We start from the raw sequence: 17,815 nt of genomic DNA on the forward strand, positions 1-17,815 counted from the left end.
TGTCTTGAGATTTCAGTTCGGGAACGTCAGTTCGTCAGCGCCGCGCGACTGGAAGTAGCGCGCGAGGATGTCCAGTGTCACCTGCTCAAGCCGCGCCGGCTGCCATTGCGGATTGCGGTCCTTGTCGATGACGGCGGCGCGAATGCCTTCGGGGAAGTCATGATTGACGAAGATCTCCAGCGCGGCGCGATATTCCCGCGTCAGGCATTCCTCGAGCGATGACGAGGCGCGCGCGTCGCGCAGCAGCTTCAGCGTCAGCTTCAGCCCGGTCGGCGACTTCTCGAGCATGGCCTGCAACGTCGCCTGCGCGAAGTCCGAGATCTCGTGCGCCAGCGCCGTCACGATCTCCTCGACGCTGTCGTGGCCGAACACCGCATCGATCCAGGCCTGATGCTGCGCAATCGGCGCCATGGCATCGGCGACGGCGAAACCGTCGATGATCGCCTGAACAGCGTTGCGGTCGGCCTTGGCCGGTGCCCTGGTCAGCGCCTCACGCAGCGCCGGCCAGTTCTCCGACGCCACCACGGCATCGGCGAGATGCGCATAGACCGCGTCCGCACCGGTCATGGTGGTGCCGGTCAGGCCGAAATAGGTGCCGACCTCGCCTGGCGCGCGCGATAAAAGCCAGGTCCCGCCGACATCGGGGAAAAAACCGATGCCGACTTCGGGCATCCCCATCTTCGTCCGGTCAGTCGCGATCCGCAGGCTGCCATGCGCCGCCAGCCCGACGCCGCCGCCCATGACCAGCCCGTCCATATAGGCCACATAGGGCTTGGAGAATGCCGCGATGCGCGCATTCAATATGTATTCCTCGCGCCAGAAGATCTTGCCGAGGTCGCCGCCTGCCTTCGCACTCTCGTAGAGGCCGCGAATGTCACCGCCGGCGCACAGCCCGCGCTCGCCGGCCCCTTCCAGCAGGATCAGCGCCACCTGCGGATCGGCCTCGAAGACATCCAGTGCGGCGACGATGCCGCGGGTCATCTCAAGCGTCAGTGCATTCAGAGCCTTCGGCCGGTTCAACCGGATCACGCCGGCGTTGCCTTCGCGCCTGACGATCAGATCGGGCTCGGGACCAATTGCAACTGCGGGGGAGGACGCCGTCATCGATTGCCTTCGATCAGTTTGCGCGCCACGATCAGCCGCATGATTTCATTGGTGCCTTCGAGGATCTGGTGCACGCGCAAATCGCGCACGATCTTCTCGATGCCGTATTCGCTGAGATAGCCGTAGCCGCCATGCAGTTGCAGCGCCTGGTTGGCGACCTCGAAACCGACATCGGTGCCGAAGCGTTTTGCCATGGCGCACAGCATGGTGGCGTCGACGTCGTGACGATCCAGCGCCGCCGCCGCTCGCCATACAAACGTCCGCGCCGCCTCAAGCTCGGTCGCCATGTCGGCGAGGCGGAACTGCAGCGCCTGGAATTCATCGAGCCGCTTACCGAAGGCCTTGCGTTCGCGCATATAGGCCAACGACTTGTCGAGCGCGGATTGCGCGCCTCCGAGCGAGCACGCGGCGATATTGATACGGCCGCCGTCCAGCCCGGCCATGGCAATCTTGAAGCCCGCACCTTCGTCGCCAAGCCGGTTGGCCACCGGCACCCGTGCATTGTCGAAGATCACCGCGCGCGTCGGCTGCGCGTTCCAGCCCATCTTGCGTTCGTTGGCGCCGAACGACAGTCCGGGCGTGTCGCCCTCGATGACCAGCGTGGAGATGCCGCGCGGACCGTCCTCGCCGGTGCGCACCATCACCACATAGAGCCCGCTCTGCCCTGCCCCCGAGATGAACTGCTTCTGGCCATTGAGAACGTAGTGGTCGCCGTCCACCGCTGCGCGCGTGCGCAGCGCCGCGGCGTCCGACCCGGAGCCCGGCTCGGTCAGGCAGTAGCTCGCCAGCAGTTCCATGGTGCACAGCCGGGGAAGCCACTTCTTGCGCTGCTCGTCATTGCCATAGGCGTCGATCATCCACGAGGCCATGTTGTGGATCGAGATAAAGGCCGACACTGTGGGACAGCCCCGCGCCAGCGCTTCGAAGATCAACGCCGCATCGAAGCGTTTCAGGCCGGAGCCACCGACATCCTCGCGGATATAGATACCGCCCATGCCGAGCGCAGCCGCCTCGCGCATCACATCGACGGGGAAGAACTTTTCCTCGTCCCATTTGAGCGCATGCGGCGCGATCCTGTCGGCGGCAAAGTCGCGCGCCATGTCACGAACGGCGAGTTGGTCTTCGTTCAGGGAAAACTGACTCACGACGCTATCCCGCCGCTAATTCATCGTCGGGATCGAGAACTCCGCGCCCTCCTTGACGCCGGATGGCCAGCGCGCGGTGACGGTCTTGGTCTTGGTGTAGAAGCGGATCGAGATCCGGGCCGTGCTGGTTGAGGTCGCCGAAGCCGGACTTCTTCCAGCCGCCGAAGGTGTAGTAGGCAATCGGCACCGGGATCGGCACGTTGATGCCGACCATGCCGACATTGACCTTGGCGGCGAAATCGCGCGCAGCATCGCCGTCGCGGGTGAAGATGGCAACGCCGTTGCCGTAATCGTGGTCGGATGGCAGCGCCAAAGCTTCGGCGTAGTCGTGCGCACGCACCACCGACAGCACCGGGCCAAAGATCTCTTCCTTGTAGATCCGCATGTCCTTGGTCACATTATCGAACAGGCAACCGCCCATGTAGAAGCCGTTCTCGTAGCCCTGCATCTTGAAGCCGCGGCCGTCGACGGCCAGCTTGGCGCCTTCCTTGATGCCGACCTCGACATAGTCCTTCACGCGCTCCAGCGCGGCGCGGGTCACCAGGGGACCGAAGTCGGCCGACGGATCGGTGGACGGGCCGATCTTCAGCGCCTCGACGCGCGGGATCAGCTTTTCCATCAGCCGGTCGGCGGTCGTCTTGCCGACGGGCACCGCCACCGAGATCGCCATGCAGCGCTCGCCGGCCGAACCATAGCCGGCGCCGATCAGCGCATCGACGGTCTGGTCCATATCGGCGTCGGGCATGATGATGGCGTGGTTCTTGGCACCGCCGAAGCATTGCGCGCGCTTGCCTGTCGCGGCGGCGCGCTCGTAGATGTATTGCGCGATCGGTGACGAACCGACGAAGCCGACAGCCTTGATATCGGGGTCGTCGAGGATGGCGTCGACGGCTTCCTTGTCGCCGTTGACGACATTCAGAATCCCCGGCGGCAGGCCGGCCTCCATCATCAGCTCCGCCAGCATCATCGGCACGCCGGGATCGCGCTCGGACGGCTTGAGGATGAAGGCGTTGCCGCAGGCGATGGCCGGTGCGAATTTCCACATCGGGATCATCGCCGGAAAGTTGAACGGGGTGATGCCGGCGACCACGCCGAGCGGCTGGCGCATCGAATAGATGTCGATGCCGGGTCCTGCGCCCTCGGTGTATTCACCCTTCATCAGATGCGGCACGCCGCAGGCGAACTCGACCACTTCAAGACCGCGCTGAATGTCGCCCTTGGCATCCGGCACGGTCTTGCCATGCTCGCGCGCCAGAAGATCCGCCATCTTGTCGTAGTCGCGTTGCGCCAGTTCGAGGAACTTCATCATCACGCGGGCACGGCGCTGCGGATTGGTGGCGCCCCAGGCGACCTGCGCTTCGATCGCGTTCTCGACCGCGGCGCGCATTTCCGCTTTGGAAGCCAGCGCCACCTGGGCCTGAACGTCGCCGGTCATAGGCTCAAACACGTCGGCAAAACGACCAGATGTGCCCTTGACCTCGCGGCCCCCGATAAAATGTCCAATCGAACGCATGCAATCCTCCCAACAACGGCTTTTCCGCATGTTGAGCAGTCTTTGCCGGCTTTGGAAAGGGGCTCCGCGCGGGACGGATTTGCGAAAATGCCGGGCCGGCACCGACACGGCTATCTGCGACCAAAGTCGCAGGCGATGCCGTCAGCAAGCTCAGTGCTTCGCGGCGCCTGACGTCTTGGCTGCAGCCTTCTTCGCCGGCTTTTTCGACGCAGCCTTCGTTGCGGGCGACGGGCCCAGCACGGCCTCGCGGCCTGCGGCGAGGATCTCTTCGGAGAACTCGCCGGAGCCGGCGATCCGTGCCAGCACCAGCGTTCCCATCATGGTCGCGAGCGACGCCATGGCCCGCTTGCGCGCCACTTTGGGTGTCGCATCCCCGATCTGCTCGGACAGCATTCCGATCATCTGTTCCAGCTTGGCCGCAAAGGCCTTTCGGGTCTTCGGGCTCTCGCGGGCGATTTCCGCGCCAAGCGCCGGCACCGCGCAACCGTGGCCGGGATTGTCGCGATGCTGCGGCGACAGGTACGCATCCACAATGGTGGCCAGCCGATCGTCGGGCGACGTCTGGCCGGCAAGATGGCGCCAGCGATCGGTCGAGCGATCCATGGCATAGGCGAAGGCTTCGACGACCAGCGCCTCGCGCGAGATCGAAATGCGCATAAAAGCCGCCGTGGGTCAGGCCGGCGTCCTTCATCAGGTCGGCCACACCAATGCCGTGCGCGCCCCGTTCACGCAGCCGCACCGAAGCCTTCTTCACGATTCGCGCGTGGGTCTCGAGCTTGTGTTCCTTCGAATAGCGCATCCTGACTCCATACGATGTCTCAAACCGTACCACGGCATCTATCGCGTCGAAGAGCCCGGCAGCTCTGAAACGAGGCGGATTTTTGAGCGATTCCAGTAAACGGTAACCGACACTGATCGGCCGTATAAATGATGACTATCATTTTACTTCACTGCGCCACCCGGTGCAACGCAGCCCCCGCTACCGAAACGGAAATCGCTGCAGGAACTTGACAGGTTCCAGCTTTGACCCGGAAGTGGTACGACAAGACCGGCGGTTCACGCCAGCCCGACCTGCGAGGCCTCCATGCATATGCTCAACTCCCACTGCGGCATTGATCGTGATCAACGCGGCGTCGTGAAACTGACGATCTGCAACGCGGGCCCGCTCAACATCCTCGATTCGCCCGCGATCAACGCCGTCCGCGAAGGGCTCGATGTTCTGGCGTCGGAGGGCGATATTCGCGCCCTGGTGATCGCCGGCCAGAGTGAAAAGAGCATGATCGGCGGCGCCGACATCAAGGAGATGGCCACGCTCGACCAGGCTTCGGCCGAGCGGTTCATCACCGGCCTGCGCGACCTCTGCGAGGCGGCGCGGACGTTTCCGGCGCCGGTGATCGCGCAGATCCCGGGCTGGTGCCTCGGCGGCGGGCTGGAATTCGCGGCAGCCTGCGATTTCCGGGTCGCCGCCCACGACGCGAAATTCGCCATGCCGGAGGTGCGGGTCGGCATCCCCTCGGTGATCCACGCCGCCCTGCTGCCGCGACTGGTCGGCTGGGGGCGCGCCCGCTGGCTGATCATGACGGCAGCCACCATCGACGCGCCGACCGCGCTGAACTGGGGGCTGGTCGATGTGGTGGCACCGGAGGGCGGACTCGATGCCGCCGTCGAAAGCACGCTCGCCATGTTGCTGAAATGCGCCCCGCAAGCGCTGCGCGCGCAGAAAGCGCTATTGAAACAATGGGAAGAACTGCCGCTGAAGGAATCCGTCAGCCTCAGCATCGGGGTGTTCGGCGAAGCCTATCTGACCGGCGAGCCGCAACGGCTAATGCAAGGCTTCATCAACCGCAAGCGGTAGTCCGTCACAGCTACACAGGAGTTTCAGCTCGTATCGCATTGCAAATGGCGCGGCGCGTTATATGATATTCATAATTCAATACGACAGGAAACTCCATGATCTCCGGATGGCTCTCGACTGCCCTCGCCCGCCGCAACATCCACTACGGATGGGCGATGGTCGCCGTGACATTCCTCACGGCGCTGGTCAGCGCCGCTGCGGTCGGCGCGCCCGGCGTCTTCATCGTGCCGCTGCAGAAGGAATTCGGCTGGAGCACCGCGGAAATCGCCTCGGCGATGTCGATCCGCTTCGTGCTGTTCGGATTGATGGCGCCGTTCGCCGCCGCACTGATGAACCGCTACGGCCTGCGCAACGTCACGCTGGCGGCGCTGCTGGTGGTGGTCTCAAGCCTGCTGCTGTCGCTGGCCATGACGCAGCTCTGGCAGCTGGTTTTGCTATGGGGCGTCGCGGTCGGCATCGGCACCGGCATGACTGCGCTGGTGCTCGGCGCCACCATCGCGGCGCGCTGGTTCAGCGCGCGGCGCGGGCTGGTGGTCGGCATTCTCACTGCGAGTGCTGCAACCGGCCAGCTGATCTTCCTGCCGATCCTGGCCAGCATCACCGAACGCAGCGACTGGCGCTGGGCGCTGGCGCTGATGTGCGTGATGCTGGCGGTGGCGGCGCTCGGCGTGCTGCTGGTGATGCGCGACCGTCCGGGCGATATCGGGCTGCGTCCCTATGGCGACACCGGCACCGCGCCGCTGCCGGCCCCTGCTCCCGGCAACGCACCGATCATGGCGGCCGCGCTCGGCGCGCTGCGCGATGCCGCCAGGACGCGGGTGTTCTGGATTCTGTTCGCCACCTTCTTCATCTGCGGCGCCAGCACCAACGGGCTGGTGCAGGTGCATCTGATCCCCATGTGCCTCGATTTCGGCATCCCGCAGATGCAGGCCGCCGGCCTTCTCGCGGCCATGGGCGTGTTCGACTTCATCGGCACCATCGCCTCGGGCTGGCTGTCGGATCGCTACGACAACCGCTATCTGCTGTTCTGGTATTACGGGCTGCGCGGCCTGTCACTACTGGCGCTGCCGTTCACCGACTTCTCGTTCTACGGCCTGTCGCTGTTCGCCATGTTCTATGGCCTCGACTGGATCGCCACCGTGCCGCCGACGGTGCGGCTGACCGCCGCCAAGTTCGGGCCCGAGCGCGCCGGCCTGGTGTTCGGCTGGATTTTTGCCGGCCACCAGTTGGGGGCAGCCACCGCGGCATTCGGCGCCGGCCTGTCGCGCACCGTGCTGCTGAGCTACCTGCCGGCGTTCTTCGCCGCCGGCGCGCTGTGCATCGTCGCGGCGATCATCGTGTTGATGATCGCGCGCGACAAGAAGGTGGCGGCTGCCTAGCACTGTCATTCCGGGGCGCGAGGGTGCAGCCCGAGCGAACCCGGAATCCTGACATGTTCAGTGCTAAACACCTCGAGGTTCTGGGGTCGCGGTCGGCTTGCGCCGCCCGCGCCGCGGAACGACAACATTGGGTTACGGCCGCATTGCCAGCCGTGACGGTCCGGCCGTTCGCAACGGCTCCGCGAGGCGCGCGAACTCGCACAGCAGCGAACGCGTCTTGCGAGGATCGATGATCTCCTCGACCCAGAACTTCTCCGCCGAGCGGAACGGCGAGCGCAGCTTGTTGAGGCGGTCCTCGATCTCCTGCTGTTTGGCCTTGGGATCGGCGGCCGCGTCGATCTCGGCGCGATAGGCGGCCTCGATGCCGCCCTCCAGCGGCAGCGAGCCCCAATAGGCCGACGGCCACGCATAGCGCATCGAGAAGCGGTTGGCCGGCTGATGCACCACGCCGGCGACGCCGAAGGCGTTGCGGATGATGATCGTGCACCATGGCACCGTGGTCTGGTTGACCGCGGCCATGGCGCGCACGCCGTGGCGGATGGTGGCGGCCTTCTCCGCCTCGAGCCCGATCATGAAGCCCGGACAGTCCATCAGATAGACCACCGGCAGATGGAAGGTCTCGGCGAGATCGACGAAGCGCACCACCTTCTGGCACGCCTCCGCGGTCCACGAGCCGCCATAGTGATAGGAGTCGCCGGCGAGCAGCAGCACGGGACGGCCCTCGAGCCGGGCAAAGCCGGCGATGACCGGCCGGCCGAAATTCGCGGCCATCTCGAAGAACGAGCCCTTGTCGACGACGGCGTCGATGATCGGGCGCATCTTGTAGACCTGCCGGCGATTGCGCGGCACCGCAGAGATCAGCGATTCCTCGGCGCGTTCCGGATCGTCGTTGCAGGCCACGGTCGGCGGCAGGCCGTAGACCGACGACGGCAGATACGACAGGAATCTTCGCGCGCAGGCAAAAGCCTCTTCCTCGGTGTCGACCGCGTGATCGACGCCGCCGGCGCGGGTCTGGATATCGGCGCCGCCGAGCTCCCACTTGGTCAGGTCCTGGCCGAGCCGTTTCACCACCGGCGGTCCGGCCACGAACATGGCGGAAGTCTTGGTCATCACCGAATAGTGGCTCGCCGCCAGTCGCGCGGCGCCGAGTCCCGCGACCGAACCAAGGCCGAGGCCGACCACCGGCACCTGCGCCATGTTGGCGATCGTGTACCAGTACCATTGCGTGCCGCCGACGCCGCCCGGCAGATTGGCCGCGCCCTTGGTCTCGATGGTCTTGACCGAACCGCCGCCGCCGGAGCCCTCGATGATCCGCACGATGGGCAGCCGGAAATCATGGGCCATCTGCTCGGCCATCAGCGGCTTGGCAGAAATCGACGCATCCGCCGAGCCGCCGCGCACCGTGAAGTCGTCGCCGACCACAACGACGGGATGGCCATCGATCTTGCCGCGGCCGAACACGCAGTTCGCCGGCGTCAGCTGGGTGAGCGTGCCCGCTTCGTCATATTCGGCGACGCCGGAGATGGCGCCGACCTCGTGAAAGCTGTTGGCATCGATCAATCCGTCGATGCGCTGGCGAACCGTCAGCCGGCCCTGGTCATGCTGTCGCTTGACCTTGTCAACGCCGCCCATCTCCCGCGCGAACGCTTCGCGCCGGGAGAGGTAGTCGAGTTCCGGCTTCCAGTTCATTCGTGGCCTCCGCCTTGATGGTCTTCTTGTTGATTGAGGAGGCGGCGCGTCGGTCGCCGCGTTGTAGAGGCCGTTATCGGCGTTGGTGACCATCTGGCCGATGGTGCCGCTGAGCGCGAGCAGCAGCGGCGCCACTTCGTCCTGCATCCGCTTCTCGTCATACATGGACGACAACAGGCCGATGGTGACCACCACATAGGTCTGATATTGCGGCGACCACATGGGCGTCGCGATGCCGTTAATATGCGGCGTGAACAGCCCGGTGGCGGTGACGTAGCCGTTCTCGCGCAGCGACTGGCGATTGGCCTCGATCCGGCTGCGCAGCACGCGGCCGTCTTCGGGGACTTCGCGTGCGATATCGTTGATCAGCGCGTCGCCGACGTTGTCGTCGAGGGCGGCGGTGTAAGCGTGTCCCGCCGCGGTGCGGCCCATGGCGATCCGGCTGCCGGTGGTGGAATGCAGGCCGAGCGCGTGATCGGCGCGGGCATATTCCAGATAGACCATATGGAAACGGTCGGGCACCAGGAAGCCGATGGTGCCGGGGATCTGGTCGGCGACCTCCTGTAGCCGCAGGCGGATCAGGTTGCGCAGCTGCAGACCGCGGGTCATCGACGTGCTCATGGCCACCGCGCTCGGCCCGATGCGGTACTTCTGGTCGGCGGGCAGATAGGCCAGCTGGCCCATGCGGGTCAGCGTATGCGTCAGCCGCGACACCGTGGAGCGCGGCAGGCCGCAGCGATTGGAGATTTCGAGATTGCCGAGCCGGGCGTCGTGGCCCTCGAAGCAACGCAGGATATCGAAGGCCCGCGACACCACCTGGATGACGTCGCCATCACCTGCCAGATCGCTGGCCAGAATCCCGTTTTTGCTAAGCCGCTCCGAGCGTCGTCCCATGATGCGTTTCCTGTCGACGGCGCATCTTCGGATCCGGTCATTGTGACCCTCCCCTGCGCGCCTGCCTATTTCGTTCTGCGGAATTAAATTCCACTTGCGGTCCAAGCTACATCACGCAATCCTGCACGACAACACCCCATCCCATTTCTCTCTCCAACCTTTTGCGCAGTTCGATCCGACCGCTGCCACTCAAACGAGCAGCCGGTGCGATCGACGGAGGACGCCATGCCAGAGATCAAGATCACCAGCGAAGTCGCCGGGCGCATTTGCGCATTGCCGCTCGACATCGGCGCAAGCGTCGGCGCGGGCGAAGAGGTCGCCTTCGTCGAGGCCATGAAGATGGAGATTCCCGTCGCCTCGCCTGTGGCAGCGAGAATCAAGTCGATCCTGGTGGCGATCGACGACGTGGTGGCCGAAGGTCAGTTGCTGGTGATTGTCGAGACGTGAGGCGCGCGGGCGCTGCGCAGCGCTCTTCCTTTTCCCTCCCCACGCGTCTTCGCGGTGGGGAGGGTGGCGCGTGTGAGCGGAGCGAACAACGCGTCGGGTGGGGGACGCGCAGCATACGCGACAGCGCGTGGCGCGCCCCACCCCGGCCTCCACTTCGCCGATGCTGCGCATCGCCTTCGTTCGGCCGACCCTCCCCGCCTCGCGCGACTGCGCCGCGCTCCGGGGAGGGATTCTTCAGGCGCCTTGCCTGAACATCTGATTCAATTGTCAAACAGCCATGCGATCGCATCCCCGCGACGCTTGCGCGCCCGGGCTGTGCTGCATTCCCTTGCCCCCTCGAAATCGAGAGGTCGCGCGGAACGCCGGGTGCCCGATGCACCCATGGGCTTGTGCGCAAAGTATAGTAAGCGCACAAGGCTTGCCACGGTCACACCGGGAAACAGCCCGGCGTTCCGCGCGCAGTGGTGTTAACGGCTTATTGCGTGCTCTCCCCGGCGGCCGACACGGTTTCTCGTCGCCGTCGCTTCCGGTTGAGGGTGTTCCACGGACGGGTTGCCGCGGACTCTCCACCGGGCTTGGTGCTCACGCGGGGCACCAGGACCACACGCCTTCGCCGTCCGCGCAGCGCTGTCGTCTGCGCTTCCTTCAGTTCTCACTGGCCATTCTGGCGAGCCCTGAACCGAATTCCGCGCCTGACGCTGCCGCGTCCACCGCACCCCGCCCCGCGAACCTGACGATCGCGATACGCCCCTCTCGGTGGGACGGGATGTCATGGATTATAAACCTAAACCAATGATCGTCAAGAGAGTCTAGGAAAAAATATCGCCATCCGAGTTGGGTCCGTTCCCCGGACGCGGTGCACCACGCCGCGCTTGCGCGGCATGGTGCACCGCAGATCCGGCCCAGCTCGTTGACATCAAGAAGCTGGATCCCGGGTCTGCGCAGCAGCACTTTCGGCGATGCTGCGCATCGCCTGTGCTGCAGCGCGCCCGGGAAACGGTGAGGAACCGGACCGAAGGCTACCTCCCCTGAAACACCACGGCATCGACCACCACGCAGCCCTTGCCCGCGCTGTCGAGCATGACAGGGTTGAGGTCGATGCTCATCACCTTGGCCGACGCGTCGCGCATCAGTTCGCCGATCTTCACCACGGCGTCGCAGAGCGCCGCGACGTCCATCGGCGGTTCGCCGCGCACGCCGGCGAACAGCGGCGCGATGCGCAGCCTGCCGAGCGCTTCCCGGACGTCGTCGGTCGAGAAGGGCGGCAGCAGCAGCGTCGTGTCCTTGAACACCTCGACATACTTGCCGCCGTCGCCGACCGCGACCACCGGGCCGAACACCGGATCGCGATGCGCGCCGATCATGATCTCGCGGCGGCCGCTGGCCATGGCGGCGACGATGACGCCGTCGAAGCGCGCGCCGTGCTTGCGGATGATGTCCTCCATCACGGCGTAGATCTCGCCGGCCTCCTCGCGCGCCTTGACGCCGACCTTGACCAGGCCGAGTTCGGACTTGTGCGCGATATCGGCCGAGCAGCCCTTGACGACAACAGGACCGCCGATGGCCTCGAAGGCCGCAACGGCTTCGGCGCGCGAGCGGCACAGCCGGTACGGCACCACGGGAATGCCGCGTTTGCCCAGCAGGTCGAGACTGTCGGCCTCGTTCAGCATGGTCATCTCGCCGGCCGACGCGATCAGCGCGTCGGATTTTCCGCGGCTGGCGCGGCGCTCCAGCGTGCGCGCCATCAACTCGCGATGGGCGAGGAACTGATGCAGCGCGGTGACCGCCTCCACCTCGGTAGGAAATACCGAGACGCCCTGGGCCTGGAATTCCACGGCCACGCTGGGCTGCGTCGCCGCCACCACCAGCGGCTTGCCGGTCTGCGCTGCGAAGGCTGCGGAGTCCCGCGCAAAGGCCGCCACGTCATAGCCGGGACCGGCGACGGGCACGCCGATCACGAAGGCATCGGCGGCAGGGTCCTCGGCAATTACCGGCAGGATGTCGCCGAACAGCCGGCTGTTGGAGAGCAGCGCCGCGGTGAGATCGATGGGATTGGTCGTGGTGGCAAAGCTCGGCAGGATGCCCTTCAGTTTCCTGTCCGTATCGTCAGACAGTTTGGCCATGGGCATGCCCACGGTGGTGGCGGCGTCCGCCGTCATCACGCAGACCGCGCCGGAATTGCTGATGGCGACCAGCCGCCTGCCCCGCGGCTTCCAGCCCTTGAGATAGAGCTCGGTGGCCTCCACCAGGCCGCGCATGTCCGGCGCGCGCCAGATGCCATGATGCTCGAAGAAGGCATCGACCACGCGGTCCTCGTTGGCCAGCGCGCCGGTGTGCGACTGCGCGGCCTGGCGGCCGGCCTCGGAGCGGCCCGACTTCAGCGCGATAATCGGCAGGTCGCGGTCGAGCGCGATGGCCGCGAGTTCTTCGAGATACTTCTTGTCCGGGATGCTCTCGAGATAGAGCAGCATCAGCTTGACCTCGGGATCTTCGGCCACCGCAATGGCCAGTTCGCCCACGGTGATGTCGGCATCGTTGCCGGTGGCATGGCTGTGGCGCACGCCGATGCCGCGCGGATTGAGGAAGCCGACCGGCACGGTGGACAGCGCGCCGCTCTGGCTGAGCATGGCGACATGGCCCTCGACGCGGTCGAACTCCATGAACATGGTGGAGAACGAGGCGATGGCGCCGGTGCCGAAATTGGCGAGGCCCTGCGAATTCGGCCCGACAATGCGCATGCCGGCCTTGTGAGCGACCTCGACCATGCGGCGCTCCTTGGCCTTGCCGGCGATGGCATCGACCTCGCCGAAACCCGAGGCCATCACCACGGCGATCTTGACGCCGAAGGCGGCGCAATCTTCCACCGCGGCAATGGCATTGTCGCCGGCCACCGCGACGATCACCATCTCCGGCGCCTCCGGCAGATCGCGCAGGCTCGGATAGCAGCGCTCGCCCTGGATCTCGGTGCGGGTCGGATTGATCGGATAGATCTTGCCCTTGAAGCCGAATTTCTTGAGGTAATGAACCGGCCGGCCGCCAACCTTGTTGGGATTTTCGGAGGCACCGATGATGGCGACCGAGCGGGGATCGAGGGCGGCGCGAAGACGGCTCATGGAAGAGTCCTTTCGAAATAGGGTACGAGGCGACCGGTGAATTGCCGGAAGCCGGCAGCCACCTTGTCGCCGATGACGAGATCGTTGGCCCCGTGGGCCATCATGCGAAAACCTTCGGCGGTGTCGATGAGAACGATGTTGTAGGGCACGTGGGCGCGCGCCTCGGGCGTCGCCGCGCGCAGCACCAGCGATGTCGCGTAGACGGTGCCCTGCCCGCTGGCGATTTTGTCGACCGGGTCGGGCGCGCCGCAAGCGGCGCAGAAGGCACGGCGGAAATATTGCACGGCTTGGCACGACGCGCACGTTTGATAGCTGATAGCTTCCACGCCGGTGGTCCAGTCGGCAACTGGCTTGAGCGACTTCATTGCACCCGCTCCAGGACCATGCTGACATGGGACGACAGCACGCCGCCGTCGCCATGCAGCAGCGCCAGCGAGGCATCGCGCACCTGGCGGTTGGCGGCGCGGCCGGTCATCTGCAGATGGGTCTCGACCAGATGCGCCATGGCGCCGCCGACGCCGCAATGGCCATAGCTCAGCAAGCCGCCATGGGTGTTCAGCGGCATGGCGCCGTGTTGTCCGAAATGCCCGGCGCGCACCAGCGCCGCCGCTTCGCCGCGGCGGGCGAGGCCGAGGTCTTCCAGCAGCATGGCAAGGGTGATGGTGAAGCTGTCGTAGACGGCAGCGTAGCGCACATCGGCGATGGCGATGCCGGTCGCAGCCTTGAGCCGGGCGATGGAGATTTCCGCGCCAAGCTCGGATAGCGCGGGCGCCGCGGTGACATGCTGATGGGTATGCGCCTGCGCGGCACCCAGAACGCGGACGCCGATGGCGCCGGTGCGCTCGCGGCTGACCACGAAAGCGGCGCCGCCGTCGGACACCGGGCAGCAATCCAGCAGCTTCAGCGGACTGGCGATCGGCTTCGATTCCATGACGTCGGCCACGGTGATGGCGTCATGAAACTGCGCGCCGGGATGGGTCAGCGCGTGCGCCCGCATCAGCACGGCGAATTCGGCGAGGTCTTCCTCGGTGACGCCGTAGTCGTGCATGTAGCGATTGGCGACGAGACCGTAGTAAGCGGGGATGGTCGGGCCAAGCGGCACCTCAAAGACGGGATGGCCGACCTGCGCCAGCGCCTGGATCGAGGCGTCGCGGCTCTGGCCGGTCAGGCGGTTTTCGCCGCCGACCACCAGCACATGCTTTGCGACACCGGCATCCACCAGCGTATGCGCCAGCATGGCCATCGCCATGCCGGTGGCGCCGCCGACCTGGATGGCGTGGGCATAGGACGGGGTGATGCCGAAATGCTCGGCGAACACGGTGGCCAGCATGATATGCGGCATGGTGGTGGAATAGCCGCACAGGAAACCGTCGATGTCGGATCGCTTGAGGCCGGCATCGGCGAGCGCGGCTTCGGCGGCCGTGCTCATCAGGTCGAGGGTGGACGAGCCCTCATGCTTGCCGAACGGGGTGAGGCCGACGCCGGTGATGTAGCTCATGTGTTGCGCCAAGCTCGGTCGTCGTCCCCGCGAAGGCGGGGACCCATAACCACCGTATTCCGAGTGGCGCGCTGCGGGAGCCACGGCGCTCCGTTTGGAGGAGCGGAGGGTATGGGTCCCCGCCTTCGCGGGGACGACGGGCGGAGAGTTGCCACCGCAACGATGGACCGCGCTGCGCTGCTCAATGGCGACACCATCATCAATACGACTTCGGCAGCCCGAGCACGCGCTCGGCGATGAAGGACAGGATCAGCTCGCGGCTGATCGGCGCGATACGCGGGATCAGGGATTCCCTGAGATAGCGCTCGACGTGATATTCCTTGGCGTAGCCGAAGCCGCCATGGGTCATCACCGCCTGCTCGCAGGCGTGATAGCCGGCCTCGCCGGCGAGATATTTCGCGGCATTGGCGGCGGGGCCGCACGGCAGGTTCTGATCGTATTGCCAGCCGGCCGACAGGGTCATCAGCCAGGCGGCTTCCAGCTCCATCCAGTTCTTCGCCAGGGGATGCTGGATCGCCTGGTTCTGGCCGATCGGGCGGTTGAACACGACGCGCGACTTGGCGTAGTCGGCGGCGCGCTTCAGGGCCAGCTTGCCGAGACCGACGGCTTCGGCAGCGATCAGGATACGCTCCGGATTCATGCCATGCAGGATGTAGTCGAAGCCGCGCCCCTCCTCGCCGATGCGGTCGGCAACGGGGATCTCGAAATCCGCGATGAACAGCTCGTTGGAGTCGACGGCCTTGCGGCCCATCTTCTCGATCTCGTGCACGGCGATCCTGCTGCGATCGAAATCGGTGTAGAACAGGCTAAGGCCGTGGGTCGGCTTCTTCACATCTTCGAGCGGCGTGGTGCGCGCCAGCAGCAGGATCTTTTCCGCCACCTGGGCGGTGGAGATCCACACCTTCTGGCCGTTGACCACGTATTTGTCGCCGTCGCGCACCGCGCGGGTTTTCAGCTGCGTGGTGTTGAGGCCGGTGTTGGGTTCGGTGACCGCGAAGCAGGCTTTTTCCGCCCCCGACACGATGCCGGGCAGCATGCGCGCGCATTGTTCGGGCGTGCCGAACACCACCACGGGATTGAGCCCGAACACATTCATATGGATCGCCGAGGCGCCGGACATCCCTGCCCCGGATTCCGAAATGGTCCGCATCATGATCGCGGCCTCGCTGATCCCCAGCCCGGAGCCGCCATAGGCTTCGGGAATGCAGATGCCGAGCCAGCCGGCCTCGGCCATCGCCTTGTGGAATTCGTGCGGGAAGCCGCCGTCCTTGTCCTTGCCCAGCCAGTAGGCATCGTCGAAGCGGGCGCAGATCTTTTCGATCGCGTCGCGGATCGACTCCTCGTTGGCGTCGGTGGCGAAATCCATGGGATCAGACCTGTGCGGTATCGAGGATCGGCGTGCGAATGACGCCGTCGGCAGCGAGCTGCGCGATTTCGGCGGCGGAATAGCCGGCCTCGGCGAGGATCTCGGCGCTGTGCTCGCCCAGCATGGCGGCAAGCCGCGGCGTTTCCACGGGGGTCTGCGACCAGGTGGCGGAGACCTTCATGTTGCGGATCGCGCCTTCGGTGGGATGCTCGACCACGGGGAAGAAATCCGTCGCCAGCAGATGCGGATCGGTCAGCATGCTCTCGAGGTCGTGCATCGGCAGTGACGGGACGTCGGCATCGTCCAGCAGCCTGATCCATTCCGCGGTCGTTCTGGTCAGGAAGATGTTCGACAGTTCGGCCAGCACCACGTCGATATGCGCCGTGCGCTGCGGGAAGCTCGCATACATCGGATCGGCCAGCAGGTCGTCGCGGCCGACCGCACGCAGGAAGCTCAGCCACTGCTTGTCGTTGTAGACCATGGCGCAGATGTAGCCGTCGCTGGTCTGGTACGGGCGACGGTCCGGCGACAGATGGCGGGCGTAGCCGCCCTTGTCGAGCGGCGGCTCATAGGTGAGGCCGCCGAGATGGTCGCCCATCACGAAGCTGGCCATGGTTTCGAACATGGGAATGTCCAGCCGCTGGCCCTGCCCGGTGCGGTCGCGATGCACCACGCTGGCGAGAATGGCGCCGACGGCCGTGAGGCCGACAATGCGGTCGACCAGCGCGTTGGGCACGTAGCGCGGCGGGCCGTCGCTGACGCGCGCCACCAGATGCGGCAGCGCCGTGGCGCCCTGGATCAGGTCGTCATAGGCGGCCTTGGCCGCATAGGGGCCGTCCTGCCCGAAGCCGAACACGCCGGCATAGACCAGCCGGGGATTGATCGCCGCGCAGACCTCGTAGCTCAGATCGAGCCGCGCCATGGCCTGCGGGCGGATGTTGTAGATCAGAACGTCGGCGTCCCTGACCAGCCGCAGCAACGCATCGCGGCCGGCGGGTTTCTTGAGGTCGAGGCACAGGCTGCGCTTGCTGCGATTGGTGTTGAGAAAGAACGGTCCCATGCCGGGATGGCGCATCGGCCCGATCTGCCGGGTGACGTCGCCATCGGGGGATTCGACCTTGACGACGTCGGCGCCGTAATCACCGAGCATCTGGGTGGCGTATGGGCCCATCAGCACCGACGTCATGTCGATGACTCTGACCCCTTGCAATGGTCCCATGGTTTCGTCCGCTCCCGATCAGCATCGCGCGGCGCTCTCGGGCGCCGTCTCGCTGCTGCCTAGTAGCGGCATGGCATCGGCAAGATCAAGGCCGGCTGGCGCGGGGCCGCATGCGTGGGATGAAGGTGTCGGGCAATGGACGGGGCGGTGCGGCGTTCCCCGGATGCTGCGCAACGCGTCGCCCTTGCGACGTGGTGCGCTGCTGATCCGGGGTCCAGCTCATGCCGCGAAAGGCAGGGTCCCGGATCTGCGGAGCAGCGCAAAGGGCGCTGCACCGCGTCCGGGACAAGAGAGCACGGACCTTCGCCGCCTACTTGCCCAACAGCGCGTCGCGCGCGGCGGTCAGCTTGTCCAGCTCGGCATTCTGCGCTTCGAGGCGATCGGCGGTGCGTTCTTCGGTCGAGCCGCCCGAGGCGCCGGCGGCCTGCTCGACCAGTTGGCGGATATTATCCTGCAGGATGGCGATGCGGTCGTTGAGTTCGGAAAGCGAAAGCGAATTGTCGTTGGCCATGAGGTCGTCTCCTGGGGGACTTTGAAGTTACGCAAGGGTTAGCCGGTTCGCGGCGCCGGACCTATCGATATTTTGCCGCACG

12 protein-coding genes and 3 pseudogenes are annotated in these 17,815 nt (G+C 65.7%); 3 read left to right on the forward strand and 12 right to left on the reverse strand.

The features are described from left to right. Positions 1-12: 12 nt before the first annotated feature. From ONR75_RS20805 to ONR75_RS20820, 4 genes and pseudogenes are all read right to left on the reverse strand, one after another. Positions 13-1,104, reverse strand: coding sequence for an enoyl-CoA hydratase/isomerase family protein (locus ONR75_RS20805; protein ID WP_265078926.1), 1,092 nt, complete (start codon positions 1,102-1,104; stop codon positions 13-15). Beyond that, on the reverse strand, positions 1,101-2,204 hold the full coding sequence (locus ONR75_RS20810) for an isobutyryl-CoA dehydrogenase (RefSeq protein WP_265083751.1): 1,104 nt from the start codon (positions 2,202-2,204) through the stop codon (positions 1,101-1,103). The genes ONR75_RS20805 and ONR75_RS20810 overlap by 4 nt, the downstream gene beginning before the upstream one ends. Positions 2,205-2,264: 60 nt before the next feature. Then, positions 2,265-3,762, reverse strand: a pseudogene (locus ONR75_RS20815) (CoA-acylating methylmalonate-semialdehyde dehydrogenase). A gap of 150 nt (positions 3,763-3,912) precedes the next feature. Next, a pseudogene (locus ONR75_RS20820) lies at positions 3,913-4,561 on the reverse strand (TetR/AcrR family transcriptional regulator). 285 nt (positions 4,562-4,846) lie between these two features. Between ONR75_RS20820 and ONR75_RS20825 the strand changes: the two are divergent. Together ONR75_RS20825 and ONR75_RS20830 are read left to right on the forward strand one after the other, a co-directional pair. After that, positions 4,847-5,617, forward strand: coding sequence for an enoyl-CoA hydratase (locus ONR75_RS20825; protein WP_265078927.1), 771 nt, complete (start codon positions 4,847-4,849; stop codon positions 5,615-5,617). 95 nt (positions 5,618-5,712) lie between these two features. After that, positions 5,713-6,996, forward strand: a complete 1,284-nt coding sequence (locus ONR75_RS20830) for an MFS transporter (RefSeq protein ID WP_265078928.1) — start codon at positions 5,713-5,715, stop codon at positions 6,994-6,996. A 132-nt stretch (positions 6,997-7,128) separates the two neighbouring features. On the opposite strand, the gene ONR75_RS20835 is transcribed toward ONR75_RS20830, so the two are convergent. Continuing rightward, a complete protein-coding gene (locus ONR75_RS20835; RefSeq protein WP_265078929.1) occupies positions 7,129-8,685 on the reverse strand; it encodes an acyl-CoA carboxylase subunit beta in 1,557 nt (518 codons plus the stop codon). Then, a pseudogene (locus tag ONR75_RS20840) lies at positions 8,615-9,579 on the reverse strand (IclR family transcriptional regulator). The gene ONR75_RS20835 and the pseudogene ONR75_RS20840 overlap by 71 nt, the downstream one beginning before the upstream one ends. Before the next feature lie 225 nt (positions 9,580-9,804). Here ONR75_RS20840 and ONR75_RS20845 point away from each other — a divergent pair. Next, complete coding sequence (locus ONR75_RS20845) at positions 9,805-10,026, forward strand: acetyl-CoA carboxylase biotin carboxyl carrier protein subunit (RefSeq protein ID WP_265078930.1); 222 nt, start codon at positions 9,805-9,807, stop codon at positions 10,024-10,026. Positions 10,027-11,045: 1,019 nt separating this feature from the next. Here the strand turns inward: ONR75_RS20845 and ONR75_RS20850 are convergent. From ONR75_RS20850 to ONR75_RS20875, 6 genes are all read right to left on the reverse strand, one after another. After that, positions 11,046-13,139 (reverse strand): acetate--CoA ligase family protein, encoded by a 2,094-nt coding sequence (locus ONR75_RS20850; protein WP_265078931.1) that lies wholly within the window; start codon positions 13,137-13,139, stop codon positions 11,046-11,048. Continuing rightward, entirely contained in the window at positions 13,136-13,504 is a 369-nt protein-coding gene (locus ONR75_RS20855; protein WP_265078932.1) for a Zn-ribbon domain-containing OB-fold protein, read from the reverse strand. Before ONR75_RS20855 ends, ONR75_RS20850 begins: the two co-directional genes overlap by 4 nt. Further along, on the reverse strand, positions 13,501-14,637 hold the full coding sequence (locus ONR75_RS20860) for a thiolase family protein (protein WP_265078933.1): 1,137 nt from the start codon (positions 14,635-14,637) through the stop codon (positions 13,501-13,503). The genes ONR75_RS20855 and ONR75_RS20860 overlap by 4 nt, the downstream gene beginning before the upstream one ends. Before the next feature lie 199 nt (positions 14,638-14,836). Beyond that, positions 14,837-16,003 carry an acyl-CoA dehydrogenase family protein gene (locus ONR75_RS20865; protein WP_265078934.1) on the reverse strand — a complete coding sequence of 389 codons (1,167 nt, stop codon included), beginning with the start codon at positions 16,001-16,003 and terminating at the stop codon, positions 14,837-14,839. Positions 16,004-16,007: 4 nt separating this feature from the next. Next, complete coding sequence (locus ONR75_RS20870; RefSeq protein ID WP_265078935.1) at positions 16,008-17,222, reverse strand: CaiB/BaiF CoA transferase family protein; 1,215 nt, start codon at positions 17,220-17,222, stop codon at positions 16,008-16,010. Positions 17,223-17,532: 310 nt separating this feature from the next. Further along, positions 17,533-17,733, reverse strand: a complete 201-nt coding sequence (locus ONR75_RS20875) for a hypothetical protein (RefSeq protein ID WP_265078936.1) — start codon at positions 17,731-17,733, stop codon at positions 17,533-17,535. Positions 17,734-17,815 lie beyond the last annotated feature (82 nt).

The organism is Rhodopseudomonas sp. P2A-2r, assembly GCF_026015985.1.
GTDB lineage: Bacteria > Pseudomonadota > Alphaproteobacteria > Rhizobiales > Xanthobacteraceae > Tardiphaga.

Bases quoted from the DNA above. Each gene is read 5' to 3' on its own strand.
- ONR75_RS20830 (WP_265078928.1), top strand. From the start codon at position 5,713: ATGATCTCCGGATGGCTCTCGACTGCCCTCGCCCGCCGCAACATCCAC.
- ONR75_RS20805 (WP_265078926.1), bottom strand. From the start codon at position 1,104: ATGACGGCGTCCTCCCCCGCAGTTGCAATTGGTCCCGAGCCCGATCTG.
- ONR75_RS20875 (WP_265078936.1), bottom strand. From the start codon at position 17,733: ATGGCCAACGACAATTCGCTTTCGCTTTCCGAACTCAACGACCGCATC.
- ONR75_RS20870 (WP_265078935.1), bottom strand. From the start codon at position 17,222: ATGGGACCATTGCAAGGGGTCAGAGTCATCGACATGACGTCGGTGCTG.
- ONR75_RS20810 (WP_265083751.1), bottom strand. From the start codon at position 2,204: ATGGCGCGCGACTTTGCCGCCGACAGGATCGCGCCGCATGCGCTCAAA.
- ONR75_RS20825 (WP_265078927.1), top strand. From the start codon at position 4,847: ATGCATATGCTCAACTCCCACTGCGGCATTGATCGTGATCAACGCGGC.
- ONR75_RS20860 (WP_265078933.1), bottom strand. From the start codon at position 14,637: ATGAGCTACATCACCGGCGTCGGCCTCACCCCGTTCGGCAAGCATGAG.
- ONR75_RS20845 (WP_265078930.1), top strand. From the start codon at position 9,805: ATGCCAGAGATCAAGATCACCAGCGAAGTCGCCGGGCGCATTTGCGCA.
- ONR75_RS20865 (WP_265078934.1), bottom strand. From the start codon at position 16,003: ATGGATTTCGCCACCGACGCCAACGAGGAGTCGATCCGCGACGCGATC.
- ONR75_RS20850 (WP_265078931.1), bottom strand. From the start codon at position 13,139: ATGAGCCGTCTTCGCGCCGCCCTCGATCCCCGCTCGGTCGCCATCATC.
- ONR75_RS20855 (WP_265078932.1), bottom strand. From the start codon at position 13,504: ATGAAGTCGCTCAAGCCAGTTGCCGACTGGACCACCGGCGTGGAAGCT.
- ONR75_RS20835 (WP_265078929.1), bottom strand. From the start codon at position 8,685: ATGAACTGGAAGCCGGAACTCGACTACCTCTCCCGGCGCGAAGCGTTC.